Genomic DNA, 15,701 nt, shown 5'->3' with positions numbered 1-15,701 from the left:
GGTGGCGGCTTGTTATTAGAGTTTGGGTAAAGCTTGTCAGCATGGTATAAGCTCGTTCCCGACTTCCCAAGGAGGAAGCCTCATGAAGCATATATTGGTTTGTTGTAATGCTGGTGTATCAACGAGTTTATTGGTGCAAAAGCTTAAGCGCGAGGCTGAACTAAAGGGTCTTGATGTTGCTATTGAAGCGCGTCCTTTAGCAGATGCGGTTGACCATCTCAATGACGCAGACCTTGTGTTGTTAGGCCCGCAGATTGGATATGCGCAAGGAAGTATTCAAGAAACAACTGATGTTCCCGTGCAGGTGATTGACCCAGATTTGTATGCACGTGCCGATGCTGCAGGGATTTTGGAGACAGTTGAGCTGTAGACTAGCTGCTTGTTGTAGGTTGTTTATTGTCTATTATCAGTTAGTTTATATGTGCGTTATGGAGTAGATTTGGGATGTATAGCTTGGCTATACATCCCATTTTGTTTGCCTGCAAGTTGTGCACAGGGGGTCTGCCTGTGGATGAGCCCTCTCAAGGCAAACGGCGAGAGTTTCATGCTCTAAGGTGTCAGCGTGATGACTTCCCCTGCGTGATTCTGCTTACATTGTGGGGGGTAGTTTGAGGAGAAGACTGCACGGCTCTTTTTCAGACACTACACAACTAGCCAACTTGTGCGAGCTAATCGTGTCAATTTGGCATTTTGCAACACCCACATTATGTAAGTGCCTGTTCGCTGGCAACAAGCGGCACTAGCCAGACATTATTTCGCAGCCATATATCATTCCGTTAAATGATATATGTTATTCCGCAATTGCTTATACTATTCCGATAAAATGGTTTAACGTGAAAAACGGGAAGGATAATGTATGTATATTACGGTGAAACAAGCGGCTGAAAAATGGATGGTATCTGATAGAAGAGTAAGAATTTTATGCTCAGAAGGAAAGGTTCTCGGTGCATATCGAGAAGGAAGAGCTTGGAAAATACCACATGATGCAATAAAACCACCTGATGGAAGATATAAAACTAAGGAATCCCTTATTCCAATCATAGAAGATAAATTAGAGGTGCTTAGAAAAAGACGGCCTTTAACAGCAGGAGAGCTGGAAAGATTACATGAAGAATTTCTCACAGAATATACCTATAACTCAAATGCAATCGAAGGCAACACATTAACGTTACGAGAGACAGACATGGTCCTGAGAGGGCTTACTATTGAACAGAAATCATTAAAGGAGCATTTAGAGGTAATTGGACATAAAGAAGCTTTTGAATATATAAGACAGCTTGTTCGTGAAAATGTTCAAATATCTGAAAAGTTAATAAAGGACATTCACTATTTAGTTTTGGCTGATAAAAAAGAGGATAGAGGAGTATACAGAAGAGTTCCTGTTCGGATTATGGGAGCAGCACATGAACCTGTACAGCCCTATTTGATTATTCCTAAGATGGAAGAATTACTGGAACAATATACAAATAGCACGGAAGATATTGTGACCAAGCTGGCTCGTTTCCATATTGAATTTGAAAGCATACATCCTTTTATTGATGGAAATGGAAGAACCGGAAGATTACTCGTTAATTTGGAACTCATGAAAGCGGGTTATCCGCCGATAGACATAAAGTTTACCGACCGCTTGAAATATTATGAAGCCTTTGATGCATATCATGTAAAACATAACTTATCAGCAATGGCAGACATGTTTGCCGGATATTTAAATCAGAGACTAGATTTATATCTGTCTATGTTGGATGAGTAGGTTGTCTTTTGAAAAAGCTACATAAACTCATGGCTAATTTTTGCACGTAATGGGGTAGAAAAGCATACATTGACAGCGCTTTGAGAGGTGAATTTCATGCAAGATATAGCCCAGCTTACAGAACAGACAGATACTAAATTGCCGCGGTCAGGTGCGGGCAAGGTGGCACTTGTTCTTGAAGGCGGGAGCTATCGTGGGCAATTTAGCGCGGGCGTGCTTGACATTTTTATGGAGCAAAACGTCTATTTTGATGCGGCTATTGGGGTCTCGGCGGGCGTTTTGCATGGACTTAGTTATAAGTCGCGCCAACTTGGGCGCGCTAATCGCGTCAATCTGGCATTTTGTAATGACCCACGGTATGTAAGTGCCCGTTCGCTAGTGACAAGCGGTAGCTTGGTGGGATATGACTTTCTACTCAATGAGGTACAGGATAAGTTAGACCCTTTTGATAACGAAGCCTATCTTGCTAATCCTATGACGCTCACGGCAACGCTGACCAATATCGTATTTGGCACCGCTGAATACCACGAGATTACGCATCCGGTGCTCGATGTTGATATTATCCAAGCAACAACATCGCTGCCATTGGTAACTCAGCCAGTGCAGATTGGCTCGTCGGTCTATCTTGATGGTGGTATTGCCGATTCTGTACCAATTGAGCATATGCTTGAAGATGAGGGTTATGACCGCGTGGTTGTAATTCTCACACAGGAGCGCTCCTATATAAAAGAACCCTATGAGCATGTGGGTCCCATTCGCAAGCGCTATCATGCCTATCCCTATCTGGTAGAAGCTATCGAGACGCGCCACCTACGCTATAACGAGCAGCGTGAGCACGTGTGGGAGTATGAGTCGCAAGGTCGTGCGTTGGTTATTGCCCCGCAGACCTCGGTGGCTGTTGGTCATGTTGAGCACGACCCCGAGAAACTTTTGGCGCTTTATATTCAGGGTCGTCAAGAGGGTGCGCGCATGGTTGAGGCCGTGAAAGAATTTATAGGCAGCGTTTAGATATAGATATACAACTCATGAACGCTGCGCATTTTGTAGCGTCGTAGCTGTGCAGAAACTTTGACACTATCGCCCATCAGTTGACTTCACCTGTCATGCGGCTACAATAAACCAGTTACTTGCAGAGCCCCGTGAAACTCTGTAACAACACGTATCTGTACATGGAGGAGTCACGTTGATTACCAAATCGACTCACTACACCAAGCAAACCGAGGCCCAGCGTAACTGGGTTGTCGTGGATGCTGAAGGCGCCGTTCTGGGTCGCCTTGCTACTCAGGTTGCAGCAATTCTGCGCGGCAAGACCAAGCCCCAGTACACGCCCAACTCCGACTGTGGTGACTTTGTTGTCGTCATTAATGCCGAGAAGGTCCAGCTGACCGGCAATAAGGCTGACACAAAGGTTTACTACCGTCACAGCGGTTACAACGGCGGCCTCAAGGCTGAGAGCTTCCGTCAGGCTATGGAGAAGCACCCTGAGGCTGTTATCGAGCGCGCTGTTCGCGGCATGCTCCCTAAGACAACGCTCGGACGTGCTCAGCTTAAGAAGCTCAAGGTGTATGCAGGTCCTGAGCACCCGCATGCAGCACAAAACCCAACTACTATTGAGCTGGAGGGCTAAAGATGGCTGAGAATACCGTTGTATATTACGGCACCGGCCGTCGTAAGAACGCCGTTGCTCGTGTTCGTATTGTTCCAGGTACCGGCAAGGTAACCATCAACAAGCGTGATGCTGTCGATTATTTTGGTCGCGCTCAGCTTGTTGAGGATGCGCTGGCACCGTTCAAAGTAACTGATACCGTCGGCTCGTTTGACGTCATCGCGCGTTGCGATGGTGGTGGCATTACAGGTCAGTCTGGTGCGCTGCGTTTGGGCATTTCCCGTGCGCTGCTTGAGGCGGGCGATTACCGCGCCGATCTTAAGCGTGCTGGCTTCTTGACCCGCGATGCACGTGTGGTCGAGCGCAAAAAGTACGGTCTCAAGAAGGCACGTCGCGCTCCACAGTTCTCCAAGCGTTAATCCGCTTTTTGGCTGTATTCAGTTCAAACGGGACCTGCCGTTCTTACGGTGGGTCCTGTTTTTAGCCGCCGGCTTCAATATCTTGAAAGTGAGCAGCTATGTCTATCAATCTCTTTGGTACCGATGGTGTGCGCGGCGTAGCTAACGCTGATTTGTCTTATGATTTGGCATTTCGTTTAGGACGCGCGGCTACTAAGTTTTTAGGTCCAAACATCTGTGTGGGTCGTGATACGCGCCGCTCGGGCACTATGCTTGAGTCTGCATTGACGGCAGGAATTATGGCGGAGGGCGGTATGCCGCACTGCTGTGGCATTATTCCTACGCCAGCAGTTGCGCTGTTAACGGTTCAAAATGAGCTCGATGGTGGCATTGTTATATCTGCCTCGCATAATCCACCTGAGTTTAATGGCATTAAGTTTTTTAGCTCAAAGGGTATGAAGCTGCCCGATGCTTTGGAAGAAGAAATTTCTGCATGGGTTCTATCTGATGCTGCCGCATCAACGCAGGAGCTGCCCACTGGTGCTGGTGTGGGACATATCATAAAGATGAAAGATGCCCGCAATCTCTACATTGAGCACGCCGTTCACACCGTGAGCGGCAATCTTGAAGGGCTGGTTGTTGCGGTGGACTGTGGACACGGTGCAGCCTGCCTTACAACTCCTGTGGCGCTTCAGCGTTTGGGTGCTACGGTGCATGCCATTAACACCGACTATGATGGCATGGATATTAACGTGGATTGTGGGTCTACGCATTTAGAATCACTGCGAGAGCTTGTGCGCCAGACTGGCGCGGATGTAGGCATGGCGCATGACGGAGATGCCGATCGTGTGCTGTTTGTTGATGCAGATGGCCGCGAGATAGACGGCGATTTTATTCTTGCAATCTGTGGCTCTGATTTAGCGGCTCAAGGTAAGCTAAAAAATGCTGAGATTGTCTCAACCGTAATGTGTAATCTTGGCTTTACAACTGCTATGCGCGAAGCTGGTTTTCAGGTGGTTCAAACAGCTGTTGGAGACCGCTATGTGCTGGAGCGTATGGTGCAAGACGGTGCTGTATTGGGTGGCGAGCAGTCGGGTCACATTATTTTTCTCGAGCACAATACAACAGGTGACGGCTTAGTAACAGCGGTTCAGCTGTTGAGTGTTATGAAGCGCACTGGTCGTAGTCTTGCCGAGCTTGCACACGTTATGACGCGCTTCCCGCAAGTTTTAGAGAATGTTTTCTCTGAAAGCAAGGCCGAGCTAGAGCAGTGTACGCCACTTTGGAATGCCGTGCACACAGTTGAGGCTGAGCTGGGAGATAGTGGGCGCGTGCTGGTGCGTCCATCGGGTACGGAGCCTTTGGTGCGTGTGATGGTTGAGGCCAAGACGCATGAGACTGCACAGCAGGCTGTCGATCAGCTTGTTGCTGTGGTAAAGCGTGAGCTTCCCTAAGGGCATATTCTCACGTTACAATATCGCACATTCTTTGCATGTGCGATAGGATAGATGTACGCGATGCAGAGCGCGTGGTGGAGGACTTCATGTTTGATGGATTTATGCGAACATTTCGCCTGCGCCCTCGAGAGGTAGTGTTATCCTCGCCGTTAGCTGGCAAGGTTATTCCACTGTCTGAGGTTAATGACGAAACTTTTGCTGCAGGACTTTTAGGTGATGGTGTTGCCATTAGACCTACTGGTTCTCGCGTGGTAGCTCCTGCCGATGCAAAAATTGAAGCCATTTTTCCTACTGGTCACGCACTAGCTTTGCGCACGGTAGATGATTTCAGCATTTTGATACATTTGGGTCTCGATACGGTTCGCTTGCAGGGCGAGCACTTCAAGGTTTACGCTGAGCCAGGAGATACGGTTTCGCGCGGTGACGTGCTCATTGAGTTTGATGGTCCAGCCATTGCATATGAGGGCTACGATACGATTGTTCCGGTGCTTATTCGCAATACACTTGAGTTTTCAGGGCTTCGTGTGGTGGCGCAGGATTATGTTGATGAGCTTGATGATTTGCTGGTGGGTCGTATACAGTAGCTGCTTGGCTGCATGAGAGTTTTTGCATTGAAGTTGGGTGCGCTGAAGTTATATTACGCTCTGTAGCCTGTTTCTACTTGAATTTGGTATGTCATTTATCCGCTTGGGTTTATGGGCAGCTTTTATTAAGAAATATAACAGCTAGAATAGAGATGCTTGTTGTAACAAGTCCCTATGGACGGGCAGGGGCCCCGACATACGGAGCAAGGTGAATCGCGCGTGTCTGCGCCCTGGTGGCCGCGCCTCAGTTTGAGGCGGTGTATGCCGCTGATGCGGAAGGGTAGAAGACCTATGCGTATTATTCATGCAAAAAACTATGACGACATGAGCCGGAAAGCAGCCAATATTATTTCTGCTCAGGTTATTTTGAAGCCTGATTCGGTACTTGGTCTGGCCACCGGAACAACGCCCATTGGAGCTTATCAGCAGCTTATTGCATGGCATCAAAAAGGGGATGTGAGCTTTGCTGAGGTAAGTACTTACAATCTTGATGAGTATCGCGGTCTTAAGCACGACGAACCGCAAAGCTATCACTATTTTATGAATGAGCAGTTCTTTAGCTCTATTGACATCAAACCGGCACATACGCATGTACCCGATGGCTCAAATCCCGATGCCGAAGCGGCGTGTGCAGAGTATGACCGTCTGGTTGAGGCGGCAGGTTATCCTGATTTGCAGTTGTTGGGCATTGGAAATAATGGCCATATTGGCTTTAATGAGCCGGATAGCGTCTTTTCTAAGGGCACACATTGTGTTGATTTAACAGAGAGCACTATTGAAGCAAATAGTAGGCTGTTTAACAGCCCTGATGAGGTTCCACGGCAGGCGTATACCATGGGTGTGCAAACCATCATGCAGGCGCGGAGTATTTTGGTAATTGCCAGCGGTTCTAACAAGGCACAGGCGGTATTTGATATGTGTAAGGGTCCGGTAACGCCCGCGTGCCCCGCATCAATTTTGCAGCTGCACCCGCATGCAATTGTTGTTGCTGATGAGGATGCGCTGTCTTTGTTCTAAAGTCAGGGTTGACCCACAATTAGTATTGTTTAGGCAGTTTGGCAGCTGTTAGACTGCTTTTAACAGCGTGATTAGTGTTTTTATGCGTGTTTGAAACAGCCTGAATGGCCAGGACTTGTTTCAAACACGTTTTGCTATGTGTGAGTTTGCGCATAAACTTATATGTGCGCAGTTTTAACTGAGGCTTGCGTATATGCTTCTCGGACATAGCCGAAAGCGGCGTGCTAGAAGATTTCCTCAATCAGACGGGTTAGATAGCAGTTTCCGCGCGGTATATACGTGGCATAGTCTTCAATAGTATAAAAATTGAGCTGATGAGAGATGTCTCTAAAGCTGTGAATGGCTTCGCGGTATGAGTCGTAGGGCAGCTTAGATTTAAGACGCATAAGCTCAAGTGCCATGCGTTCGCGATTATAGATGGGCACAGGATAGCCCTCAATTCGTATATAGGTTTTACCAATTTCATATGCGAGCTCTGTCTGAATATGTTGCTGGATGTTTGCAGTGTGAACTTGGGTAGTTCCTCGTTTTATGGCAAGCTCAACAGGGGTAGACGAGGTCTTGATGAGGCCGTGAAGGTACAAGGCCGTAAGACCAGTGATAATCCCGTGTGGATATTGTTTTATGGCCACGATGATGGGGTTTTCGTTAGAACTAGTAACATACAAGCCTCGCTGGAGCCGCCGAAGAACTCCCTGTTTAAGCGCCTGATAGACAAAGTATTTGCTGCCAAATTGCTGTATAGCTTCTTGATACAAAAGAACCATATTTCCTCATGAATATAAATGCCTACAAATGAAAAGTATTGTAGGCGCCAAAGTATATTTGTGAATAACCTAAATTGGGTGAACAAGATACTGAGATTGTGAAGCGAATATGAATAATACGATGAAAATGCCTGAGTTGTAGTGGCAAGGATAACCCGGCAGGGGGTATTTTCCACAAATAGGGTGTTGTATATACGAATAAACTAGCCGTTTTTCTCCGCGAATATTAATAATACCTGAGCAGGATGAAGATTATTTTGATAAACCATTGAGCGAATATATCAACCTACAATCCGGTTCAGTGGAGCTATTTTTCGGCCAGCGGTATACAGTAATAGATGTAGGGGATAGGACAGGTCTTTTACCTGCTGAAAATAAGGTTTAAGCGCGTGCGCATATATCGGTTGATATGTGTCTCCATAGACAATACATCTGGTCAAATGCATGTTTAAGCGCTTATTTTCATCTGTTTTCTATAGTTCTATCTTCCTGCGTGCTGTAGCGTAGATTGCCCACCGTATACAGGGAGGTTGAAATGAGCGGTCAATCTGGAACAAAAAAGCGAGCCCAAAAGCATGTGACAAAGCGCGAGCGCGTTCAGCCTCTCGCCCAACTGACGGTTCCTGAACTGGCAGGTTCGATGGTGTTGCGCGAGCGCTTGGTGCGAACACTTCTTGCGGAGGCAAAAACAGCTGGTATTGCTTTTATCTGCGCGCCAAAAGGCTTTGGAAAAACAAGTTTGCTTTTGCAATGCAGCGCACTCATACAGAATGAGCCAGGGCAGGGTATGGTGAGCTTGGTATCGGGTAATAAGTTTTGCATTCAAGATTTGGTGAAACGAATTCGAGAGATTCGGACACAAATACCAGAGTCTATTCACTCATTTATGTTTATTGATGACCTGCCACCTCTGGATTTGTGTGAGGTTAAGGCCTTTGCGCGGGTACTGAGAGCGCTTAGAAAGCAAAACTGCACTAGCGTCATTACCTGCACTCCCGCACATAGACATATGGTGAATGCAGTTGGTGATTCATATAAGTTGAGAGCCCATATGGTGCGGGTACAGCCAGCGGAGTACCGAGATTGGGCAAAGGCCTATACCATTTCAAAAACACTTGATATGTACGGAATGACTCAAGGTATCCCCAGCTTAGTTGCAGCCATGGGTTCTGTATCTTCTTCGGCTCCTGATGGTGATTATTTAGATGAGCAAATTATTGCACTATATCAGTCAATCTTGGACGAAACCGCTCATGATGAGCAGGGTATGGGACGCATTATTCGGCTTATGATGCTTGTTGATTCGAGCCATTTTCAAGACTTAGATTTGGTTGGCTTGAAAATAAAACATACCGAGCTATCTCGCTTGCAGCATGAATATCCCATCTTTTTGTTTGATATGGCGGAGCGGCGCTTTGCGTGTCTTAAAGGAAGGGGAACAAAACTGAGCACCCTGCGCCGAACTATTGCACGTAAGCACCCTGATTTACTTGCTAAAGCGGTGCGTATTCAGATGAAGACAGGTCGTGTTGACACGGCACTTGAACTTGTTGAAGCGCTGTTTTCACATGAGCAAAAGCTTGAGCTCATTGCACAGTTTCCAACCGCCTGTACTCTGGCAGGGCGTCCAAGTTTTGTGCTTAAGATTTTGTCTCAAATCCAGGTAGCTGAGGTTCATCAGGTAGATATTGGGGTGCTTGCTGCTTTGTATGGAGCAAGTTTAGTGATGGGAGAGTTAAAAACTGCACGTACAGCAAGCCATTTATTGCACAAGAGAGCGTCAGAGATAGAGCAAAATATCAGCATTCACGACTGGAACATACTGCGTGGACTATACGAGGTTCATGCAACGTGTATAGGGGTGGGTCTTCCTGAATTATCAGATGCATATCTGCGCCAAGCTGAGGAAATACCATCACGATGTCTTAAACAAGAGGCACAGCGCTTTAGATGTCTTATTCAGGAGCTGGAACAGCCCATTAAGCGTCGTAGGTCGCTGCTTGAGGACTTGCTTCAAGGAGAAGTGCTTGAGAGTAAGCATATCGCTCAAGCCCTGTGTGATAACTTTAACTATATTCAGATGCTTGAGCTGGTAAATCGGGAGCTTGAGGCAATTTGGTTTCCTCTTCAAAAGCGGCGGCTTTTGCATGAGAATGAATTAAAACTTTTGATTGCACATCTTGAAAAGCACAAACTTATTCCGATGGCTGCAAAGTTGCGTTTTGTTGCATCACTTTCCCGTCTATTGCAAGGTTTGCCGGTGGTTGATGAGCGAGCATTTTGCGACCTTAATATCATTTCAGTGCGTGAGGCAGACCATGCTACTCAATTAACTGCTATGTTGTGCGAGGGGTGGCAGGCTCTGAGTTTGGGACAGCATGTAACGGGACAATTTCGCGGGCAGCAGGTACTTAAACATGGAGAGGGCAGTTATGTACGGGTTGAGGCATGGGCGAAATTACTTGAGCAGTGCTCGCACTTAATAGGTGGGTCGCGCGTTAAGGTGCGCGAAGAAGCGGGATTGTTTGATGTGGCAAGTGAGGTAGAAACAGGTATAGATGCATGGGTTTCTGCCATGCAGTTGTCAGCCGCGCGATATGATACCGATTTGTCTATTTGGTATTCTCGGCACAAGCAGCTTATGCTTAACGAAAACTATGTTGCCCTTTTGCGCTTGCCACTTGCGCTTATGGGAGATTGGTCTAGCTCAATAAGGCAGCTACTTCCGCTTTCAACTGGACCTTTGTATGAGCTTAATCCTGAGTTTGCTTCACAGGATATGAAGCATGTTAGTTCAGGTAAAACTGCGCTTGTAAGCATGCATGAAGCAGAAATTGGTCAGCTTGTTATTGCCTTGTTTGGGGGTCTGCGCGTTGAGCGAAATGGGCACATTATTGTACATTCCTCGATGCGCAGAAAGCGCTCAAGTGACTTGATTGCACGGCTTGCTTTGAGTCTAGGTACATTTGTGTCGCGTGATGTGTTACTTGAACAGCTTTGGCCTGATAGCCCGCGTCTTCGTGCACGACAGGCTCTGTATTCTGCAACTTCAGCACTCAAGCATGCGCTTGGGCAAACCGGCACCGGTCCAGACTATATTGTGGGTCAAGGAGACGGTATTGGACTTAATGCCGAGTATGTATTCTCAGATGTTTTGCGCTTTGACCTTTTGGCTAAAGATATTTTGCTAGCAAAGCCACATGGGTCATCCCAAGATATTGTTGAAGCATGCTTGTTGCTTGAAGAAATATATGCTGGAAAGCTTTATTGCCCAACTACGCATGATGCCTACTTTAAGCGTATGCGCCGAGCATACGAATCAAAATACCTTGATTGTCTAGTTCGCGGAATTGATGCTGCTATGGAAGATGATGACATGGCTTCTGCATCTTGGTTGGTTGATGCAGCGCTCAAACAATCGCCAACACGGGAGGACTGCTTGCGACGCATTATGACGGTGCTTTTAGCTGTAGGTAGAAGGCGTGAAGTATATGACGTATATGCAGCTCATGTAGGATTTTTACAGAAAGAGATGAAAGGGGAGCCTGAGCCAGAAACAAAACAACTCTTTGAGCAGATTATGTCAGATCAACTGCAGGCAGCGTGTATATAGGAGGGCACGACGTGGACGTGGTTTATTCCTAAATGATTACAAATTCTGGGATGTGTGAGGTAGTGGTGTTGTTCTGCGTGTGAGGAGAGTATGATGGTTGACCATGCGCGCAACTACGCTGTCTACGCAGCTGCGCAGTCTGTATTGAGGTTGTCCGCACCGACACGGGGCAACACGGACCTTGGGAGCATATATGCACAAAACTCTGTCTATGCACACGCACACCTGTGGTGAACTGCGTCGCGAACATATTGGCACTGAGGTAACACTCACCGGTTGGGTTTGGCGTCGTCGCGACCACGGTGGTCTTATCTTTGTTGATTTGCGCGACCGCGCAGGCGTTACGCAGATTTCTTTTGACCCTGACCACTCAGGTGGAGAGGCATTTCATAGTGCCGAGACAATCAGGTCTGAGTGGCCTATTAAGGTGGTTGGCGTAGTTCGTGAGCGTCCACAGGGCATGGAGAATGCAAAGCTAGCAACAGGTAACATCGAGGTTTTAGTCTCAGCAATTACTATCTTAAACCGCTCAAAAACTCCTCCGTTTCAGATTGAAGACCATATCGAAGCCGGTGAAGATATTCGTTTAACCTATCGTTATCTGGATATTCGTCGTCCTAAGATGATGGCAAATCTCAAGCTTCGCTCTGATTTCACCTTTGCTATACGCGAAGCTCTGCATCGCCGTGCGTTTATGGAAGTTGAGACGCCATCGCTCTTTAAGTCAACTCCCGAGGGAGCTCGTGACTTTTTGGTGCCCAGCCGCATTCAACCGGGGCACCTCTATGCACTTCCTCAAAGCCCGCAGCTCTTAAAGCAGCTGCTTATGGTTGGTGGCATTGAGCGCTACTATCAGGTTGCTAAGTGCTTTCGTGATGAGGATTTGCGTGCTGATCGTCAGCCTGAATTTACTCAGGTTGATATTGAGATGAGTTTTGTAGAACAAGACGATGTTATGGGAGCTCTTGAGGCAGTGCTACATGATGCATTTGCTGCTTTGGGTGTGGATATGCCTTTACCGCTTCGTCGGATGGATTACTGGGATGCCATGGAAACCTATGGCTCTGATAAACCCGATACGCGCTATGGCATGAAGCTTGTTGATGTGACCGATGTGTTTGAACATTCATCGTTTAAGGTGTTTGCAGGTGCTGCGTCTACACAAGGCTCAGTTGTTAAGTGCATCAATGCAAAGGGAGCAGGAACTTGGGCACGAGCGCGCATTGATAAGCTTGAGCCGGTTGCAAAAGATTTAGGCGCAAAGGGTCTTGCATGGATTGCATTCCGTGAAGACGGCAGTATCAATAGCCCTATCGTAAAGTTCTTTAGCGATGAAGAAATGGCAGCGCTTCGTGAGCGGTCACAGATTGAGCCGGGTGACTTGGTGCTCTTTGCCGCTGGCCCGCGTCTTGAAAGTTGCGAGATTTTAGGTGGTATGCGTACACATCTGGCAGATGCGCTTGAAATTGAACGTGACGGCCATGATTTCTTGTGGGTAGTAAACTTCCCGTTGTTTCATTGGGACGAAGACCGTCAGGCGTATGCTGCAGAGCATCAGCCCTTTACGCAGCCAATTGAAGACGATATTGAACGCTTGGATATCGAACCGCTCAGTGTTGGTTCACGTACCTATGACTTTGTGATGGACGGCTATGAGGCAGGCGGTGGCGGCATGCGTATCCATGATGCTCAACTGCAGGCAAAGATTCTTGAGAAGTTGGGCTTTACCATGGAGTCTGCGCGTGAGCAGTTTGGCTTCATGCTCGATGCGCTGGAGTTTGGCGCTCCTCCTATGGGCGGCTTTGCCCTTGGTCTTGACCGCGTGTGCATGCTGTTGGCGGGGGCTGATTCAATCCGTGAAGTTATGGCCTTTCCAAAGACAAGTTCAGGTTCAGATTTAATGAGCAATGCACCAAGTAAGGTATCGTCGCGCCAGCTTAAAGAAGTTGGTCTGCGTCTCGAATAAGGCATGTATGTAAGAGGTGACAAGTTCACGTTCATGATATGCGTTTAGTAGTACGCGTTTATCGTGTGACTGCAATGCTTCAAAATATTTGAATGTGTCAGGGCTGTTGTGTGTTGTACATAGCAGCCCTGATGCTCAATGCGTGCTATACTCAACCTGCACGTGGGGAGCTGGGTGAAACCCGGCTGAGAGGAAGGCTGTTGTCTTCGACCCAAAACCTGATCCGGGTAATGCCGGCGTAGGGACGCTTCATCCTCGCATATGCCAGGGACCCCTACGAGTTCGGGGCCAAGCTGGCTCCAGAAGGAGGATTATGGAAGCAAGTGTTGCGATTCAAGTTCTACCTATGAGGGTTGAACAAACCGATGCCATAGTGCGTATGGTGGATGAGGCTATTGCCTACATCAAGCAAGAATTTCCTGATGCTTATGTTGGGCCGTTTGAGACAACCATTGAAGGTGACTATACGCATTGCATGGAGGTAGTTGCCGAGGTTAATCGACGGGTGATTGCTGCAGGTGCGCCTGAAGTTGCTGCGTATGTCAAAATTTTCTTCTCGCCTAGAGATGGTGTGCTGAGCACCGAAGAAAAGATTGCACCATATCACGTAAACGCGAAATAGATACTCTATGCGCAACATGCACAACAAGCAGCGCAGCTATTACCTTTCGCGCTTTGTTGCTCCAAGTACTCTTGCCGTGCTTGTTTTGGTATGGCAGCTTATTTGCATAGCAGGTTTTGTTCCGGCCTTTTTGCTGCCAAGTCCGTTGGCTATTTTTGAGGCGCTAGCAAAGGACGCTCCTTTGCTGATGAGCCATCTTGCTACGACGCTTATTGAGGCAGGAATAGGCCTTGTAGCAGGTTTAGTTATAGGTGTGTTAGCAGCGTGTGTCATGGATCGTTTTGACATGGTGTATCGAGCGCTGTATCCGCTTATTGTTATTTCGCAAACAGTTCCTGCGGTGGCAGTGGCGCCGCTTTTGGTGCTCTGGTTTGGATACGACATGCTTCCCAAGGTGGTGCTGGTTATCCTGACAACCTTTTTCCCTATTACGGTAGGCACCTTGAGTGGCATGCGCTCAGTCGATGCTGACCAAATTGACCTGATGCGATCTATGGGGGCAACAACGTGGGATATTTTTATACACGTTAAGGTTCCTGCAGCCCTGCCTCAGTTTTTTGCTGGGCTCAAAATATCAGCGGCATACGCCCTTGTTGGTGCTGTTATTGCTGAGTGGCTGGGCGGATTTTCGGGTCTTGGCGTGTACATGACGCGGGTTCGCAAAGCCTATGCGTTTGACAAGATGTTTGCCGTAATAGTTGTTATCTCGGTTTTAAGCTTGGCGCTCATGAAACTTGTTGATGTGCTGCGCTATATGGCTATGCCTTGGGAACGCCGTTCACAGTCTCAGACAATCGATGTCCCCAAAACATCAACTGCTCCGTTGGATACGGAGCACGCAATTCATACTACTAATTTATTTTGATAAGGAGTATTCCATGAAAAGCCCTATGATTTCTCGCCGTCAGTTGCTGAGCCTCGCAGGTATGGGAGGTGCGGCGCTTCTTGCCGGCTGTTCGCGTCCAGATACACCTGGCTCAACCGTTGAGTCTGGTGGCAGTTCTTCAAAGCTTAAAAAGGTACGTTTTGCGCTCGATTGGACTCCAAATACCAATCATACCGGTATATATGTTGCGGCAAAGCGGGGTTATTTTGCTCAAGCCGGCTTGGATGTTGAGATTTTGCAGGCACCTGAAAACGGTGCTGATGCTCTGGTAGCGGCGGGGGATGCAGAATTTGGTGTAAGTTTTGCCGATAGCATTGCGGGCTACATCAGCTCAGACAAGCCGCTGCCGGTAAAAGCGATCGCCGCTATTGTACAGCACAACACCTCAGGCATCATTAGTCTAAAAGACAAGGGAATCGACCGTCCCTCAAAGATGGTAGGCGCAAGCTATGCCTCTTGGGAGCTACCCATCGAGCTTGCCGTGTTAAAGCATGTTGTCACCAAAGATGGAGGAGATTTTAATCGCGTCAATATCATTCCTTCAACGGTTACTGATGAGGTAAGTGCCTTGTCAACCAATCAAGTTGATTGTATTTGGGTCTATTGGGGTTGGGCTGGCGTTAAATGTGAGCTTGAGGGCCTCGACGTTAATTATTTTGCCTTCCGTGATTTAGATCCACTGTTTGATTATTATTCACCTGTCATTATTTCAAACGATAAGCTCATCAATAACGACGCAAATCTGGTTCAATCCTTTGTTGACGCTGCACGACAAGGCTATGAGGATTGCATAAAAGACCCTGATGCCTGTGCTGAGGTTTTACTTGAGGCAGCACCTGAGTTGGATAAAAAGCTTGTTCGGGCTTCACAACGCTATTTGTCTGAGCAGTATCAGGCGGATGCCAAGCAGTGGGGAATGCTCGACCAAAAGCGCTGGGATGCGTTCTTGAAATGGGTGGGTGAGCAGGGAATTGTGCCTGCCCCTGCGTTGGGTGCTGGTATGACTGATAAGTTTGTACTGGGCGCTTAAGCTAG

At 47.6% G+C, this 15,701-nt stretch carries 14 protein-coding genes and 1 riboswitch; of the genes, 13 read left to right on the top strand and 1 reads right to left on the bottom strand.

Annotated features, from left to right (window positions below):
- The first annotated feature begins 82 nt into the window (after window positions 1-82).
- The 8 genes from KPC83_RS06245 (at window position 83) to nagB (ending at window position 6,812) form a co-directional block, all read left to right on the top strand.
- Window positions 83-370, top strand: a complete 288-nt coding sequence (locus KPC83_RS06245; RefSeq protein ID WP_216278400.1) for a PTS sugar transporter subunit IIB — start codon at window positions 83-85, stop codon at window positions 368-370.
- Window positions 371-856: 486 nt separating this feature from the next.
- Window positions 857-1,750: a DNA-binding protein gene (locus KPC83_RS06240; RefSeq protein ID WP_216278399.1), complete on the top strand. Its 894-nt coding sequence runs from the start codon at window positions 857-859 to the stop codon at window positions 1,748-1,750.
- A 96-nt stretch (window positions 1,751-1,846) separates the two neighbouring features.
- Complete coding sequence (locus tag KPC83_RS06235) at window positions 1,847-2,758, top strand: patatin family protein (RefSeq protein WP_216278398.1); 912 nt, start codon at window positions 1,847-1,849, stop codon at window positions 2,756-2,758.
- Window positions 2,759-2,933: 175 nt separating this feature from the next.
- On the top strand, window positions 2,934-3,377 hold the full coding sequence (gene rplM, locus KPC83_RS06230; RefSeq protein ID WP_216278397.1) for a 50S ribosomal protein L13: 444 nt from the start codon (window positions 2,934-2,936) through the stop codon (window positions 3,375-3,377).
- Between the two features lie 2 nt (window positions 3,378-3,379).
- The gene (gene rpsI, locus KPC83_RS06225) at window positions 3,380-3,775 is read left to right on the top strand and encodes a 30S ribosomal protein S9 (protein WP_216278396.1); all 396 of its coding nucleotides are present in this window, start codon (window positions 3,380-3,382) and stop codon (window positions 3,773-3,775) included.
- Window positions 3,776-3,873: 98 nt separating this feature from the next.
- The gene (glmM, locus tag KPC83_RS06220) at window positions 3,874-5,208 is read left to right on the top strand and encodes a phosphoglucosamine mutase (protein WP_216278395.1); all 1,335 of its coding nucleotides are present in this window, start codon (window positions 3,874-3,876) and stop codon (window positions 5,206-5,208) included.
- 89 nt (window positions 5,209-5,297) lie between these two features.
- Window positions 5,298-5,795 (top strand): PTS glucose transporter subunit IIA, encoded by a 498-nt coding sequence (locus tag KPC83_RS06215; RefSeq protein WP_216278394.1) that lies wholly within the window; start codon window positions 5,298-5,300, stop codon window positions 5,793-5,795.
- Between the two features lie 291 nt (window positions 5,796-6,086).
- Window positions 6,087-6,812 carry a glucosamine-6-phosphate deaminase gene (nagB, locus tag KPC83_RS06210; protein ID WP_216278393.1) on the top strand — a complete coding sequence of 242 codons (726 nt, stop codon included), beginning with the start codon at window positions 6,087-6,089 and terminating at the stop codon, window positions 6,810-6,812.
- 224 nt (window positions 6,813-7,036) lie between these two features.
- Here the strand turns inward: nagB and KPC83_RS06205 are convergent, their stop codons facing one another.
- Window positions 7,037-7,579, bottom strand: coding sequence for a hypothetical protein (locus tag KPC83_RS06205; RefSeq protein WP_216278392.1), 543 nt, complete (start codon window positions 7,577-7,579; stop codon window positions 7,037-7,039).
- A gap of 535 nt (window positions 7,580-8,114) precedes the next feature.
- Here KPC83_RS06205 and KPC83_RS06200 point away from each other — a divergent pair.
- From KPC83_RS06200 to KPC83_RS06180, 5 genes are all read left to right on the top strand, one after another.
- The gene (locus KPC83_RS06200) at window positions 8,115-11,192 is read left to right on the top strand and encodes a BTAD domain-containing putative transcriptional regulator (protein WP_216278391.1); all 3,078 of its coding nucleotides are present in this window, start codon (window positions 8,115-8,117) and stop codon (window positions 11,190-11,192) included.
- A gap of 193 nt (window positions 11,193-11,385) precedes the next feature.
- Window positions 11,386-13,158 (top strand): aspartate--tRNA ligase, encoded by a 1,773-nt coding sequence (gene aspS, locus KPC83_RS06195; protein ID WP_216278390.1) that lies wholly within the window; start codon window positions 11,386-11,388, stop codon window positions 13,156-13,158.
- Window positions 13,159-13,311: 153 nt separating this feature from the next.
- Window positions 13,312-13,420, top strand: a riboswitch (TPP riboswitch).
- A gap of 51 nt (window positions 13,421-13,471) precedes the next feature.
- The gene (locus KPC83_RS06190; RefSeq protein WP_216278389.1) at window positions 13,472-13,780 is read left to right on the top strand and encodes a thiamine-binding protein; all 309 of its coding nucleotides are present in this window, start codon (window positions 13,472-13,474) and stop codon (window positions 13,778-13,780) included.
- 16 nt (window positions 13,781-13,796) lie between these two features.
- Entirely contained in the window at window positions 13,797-14,645 is an 849-nt protein-coding gene (locus KPC83_RS06185) for an ABC transporter permease (protein ID WP_216279282.1), read from the top strand.
- Window positions 14,646-14,658: 13 nt separating this feature from the next.
- A complete protein-coding gene (locus tag KPC83_RS06180; protein ID WP_216278388.1) occupies window positions 14,659-15,696 on the top strand; it encodes an ABC transporter substrate-binding protein in 1,038 nt (345 codons plus the stop codon).
- Window positions 15,697-15,701 lie beyond the last annotated feature (5 nt).

This window comes from Collinsella sp. zg1085, assembly GCF_018889955.1.
Lineage (GTDB): Bacteria > Actinomycetota > Coriobacteriia > Coriobacteriales > Coriobacteriaceae > Collinsella.
The sequence above is the reverse complement of the archived record's forward strand: the minus strand, read 5'-3'. Positions and strand labels throughout refer to the sequence as shown.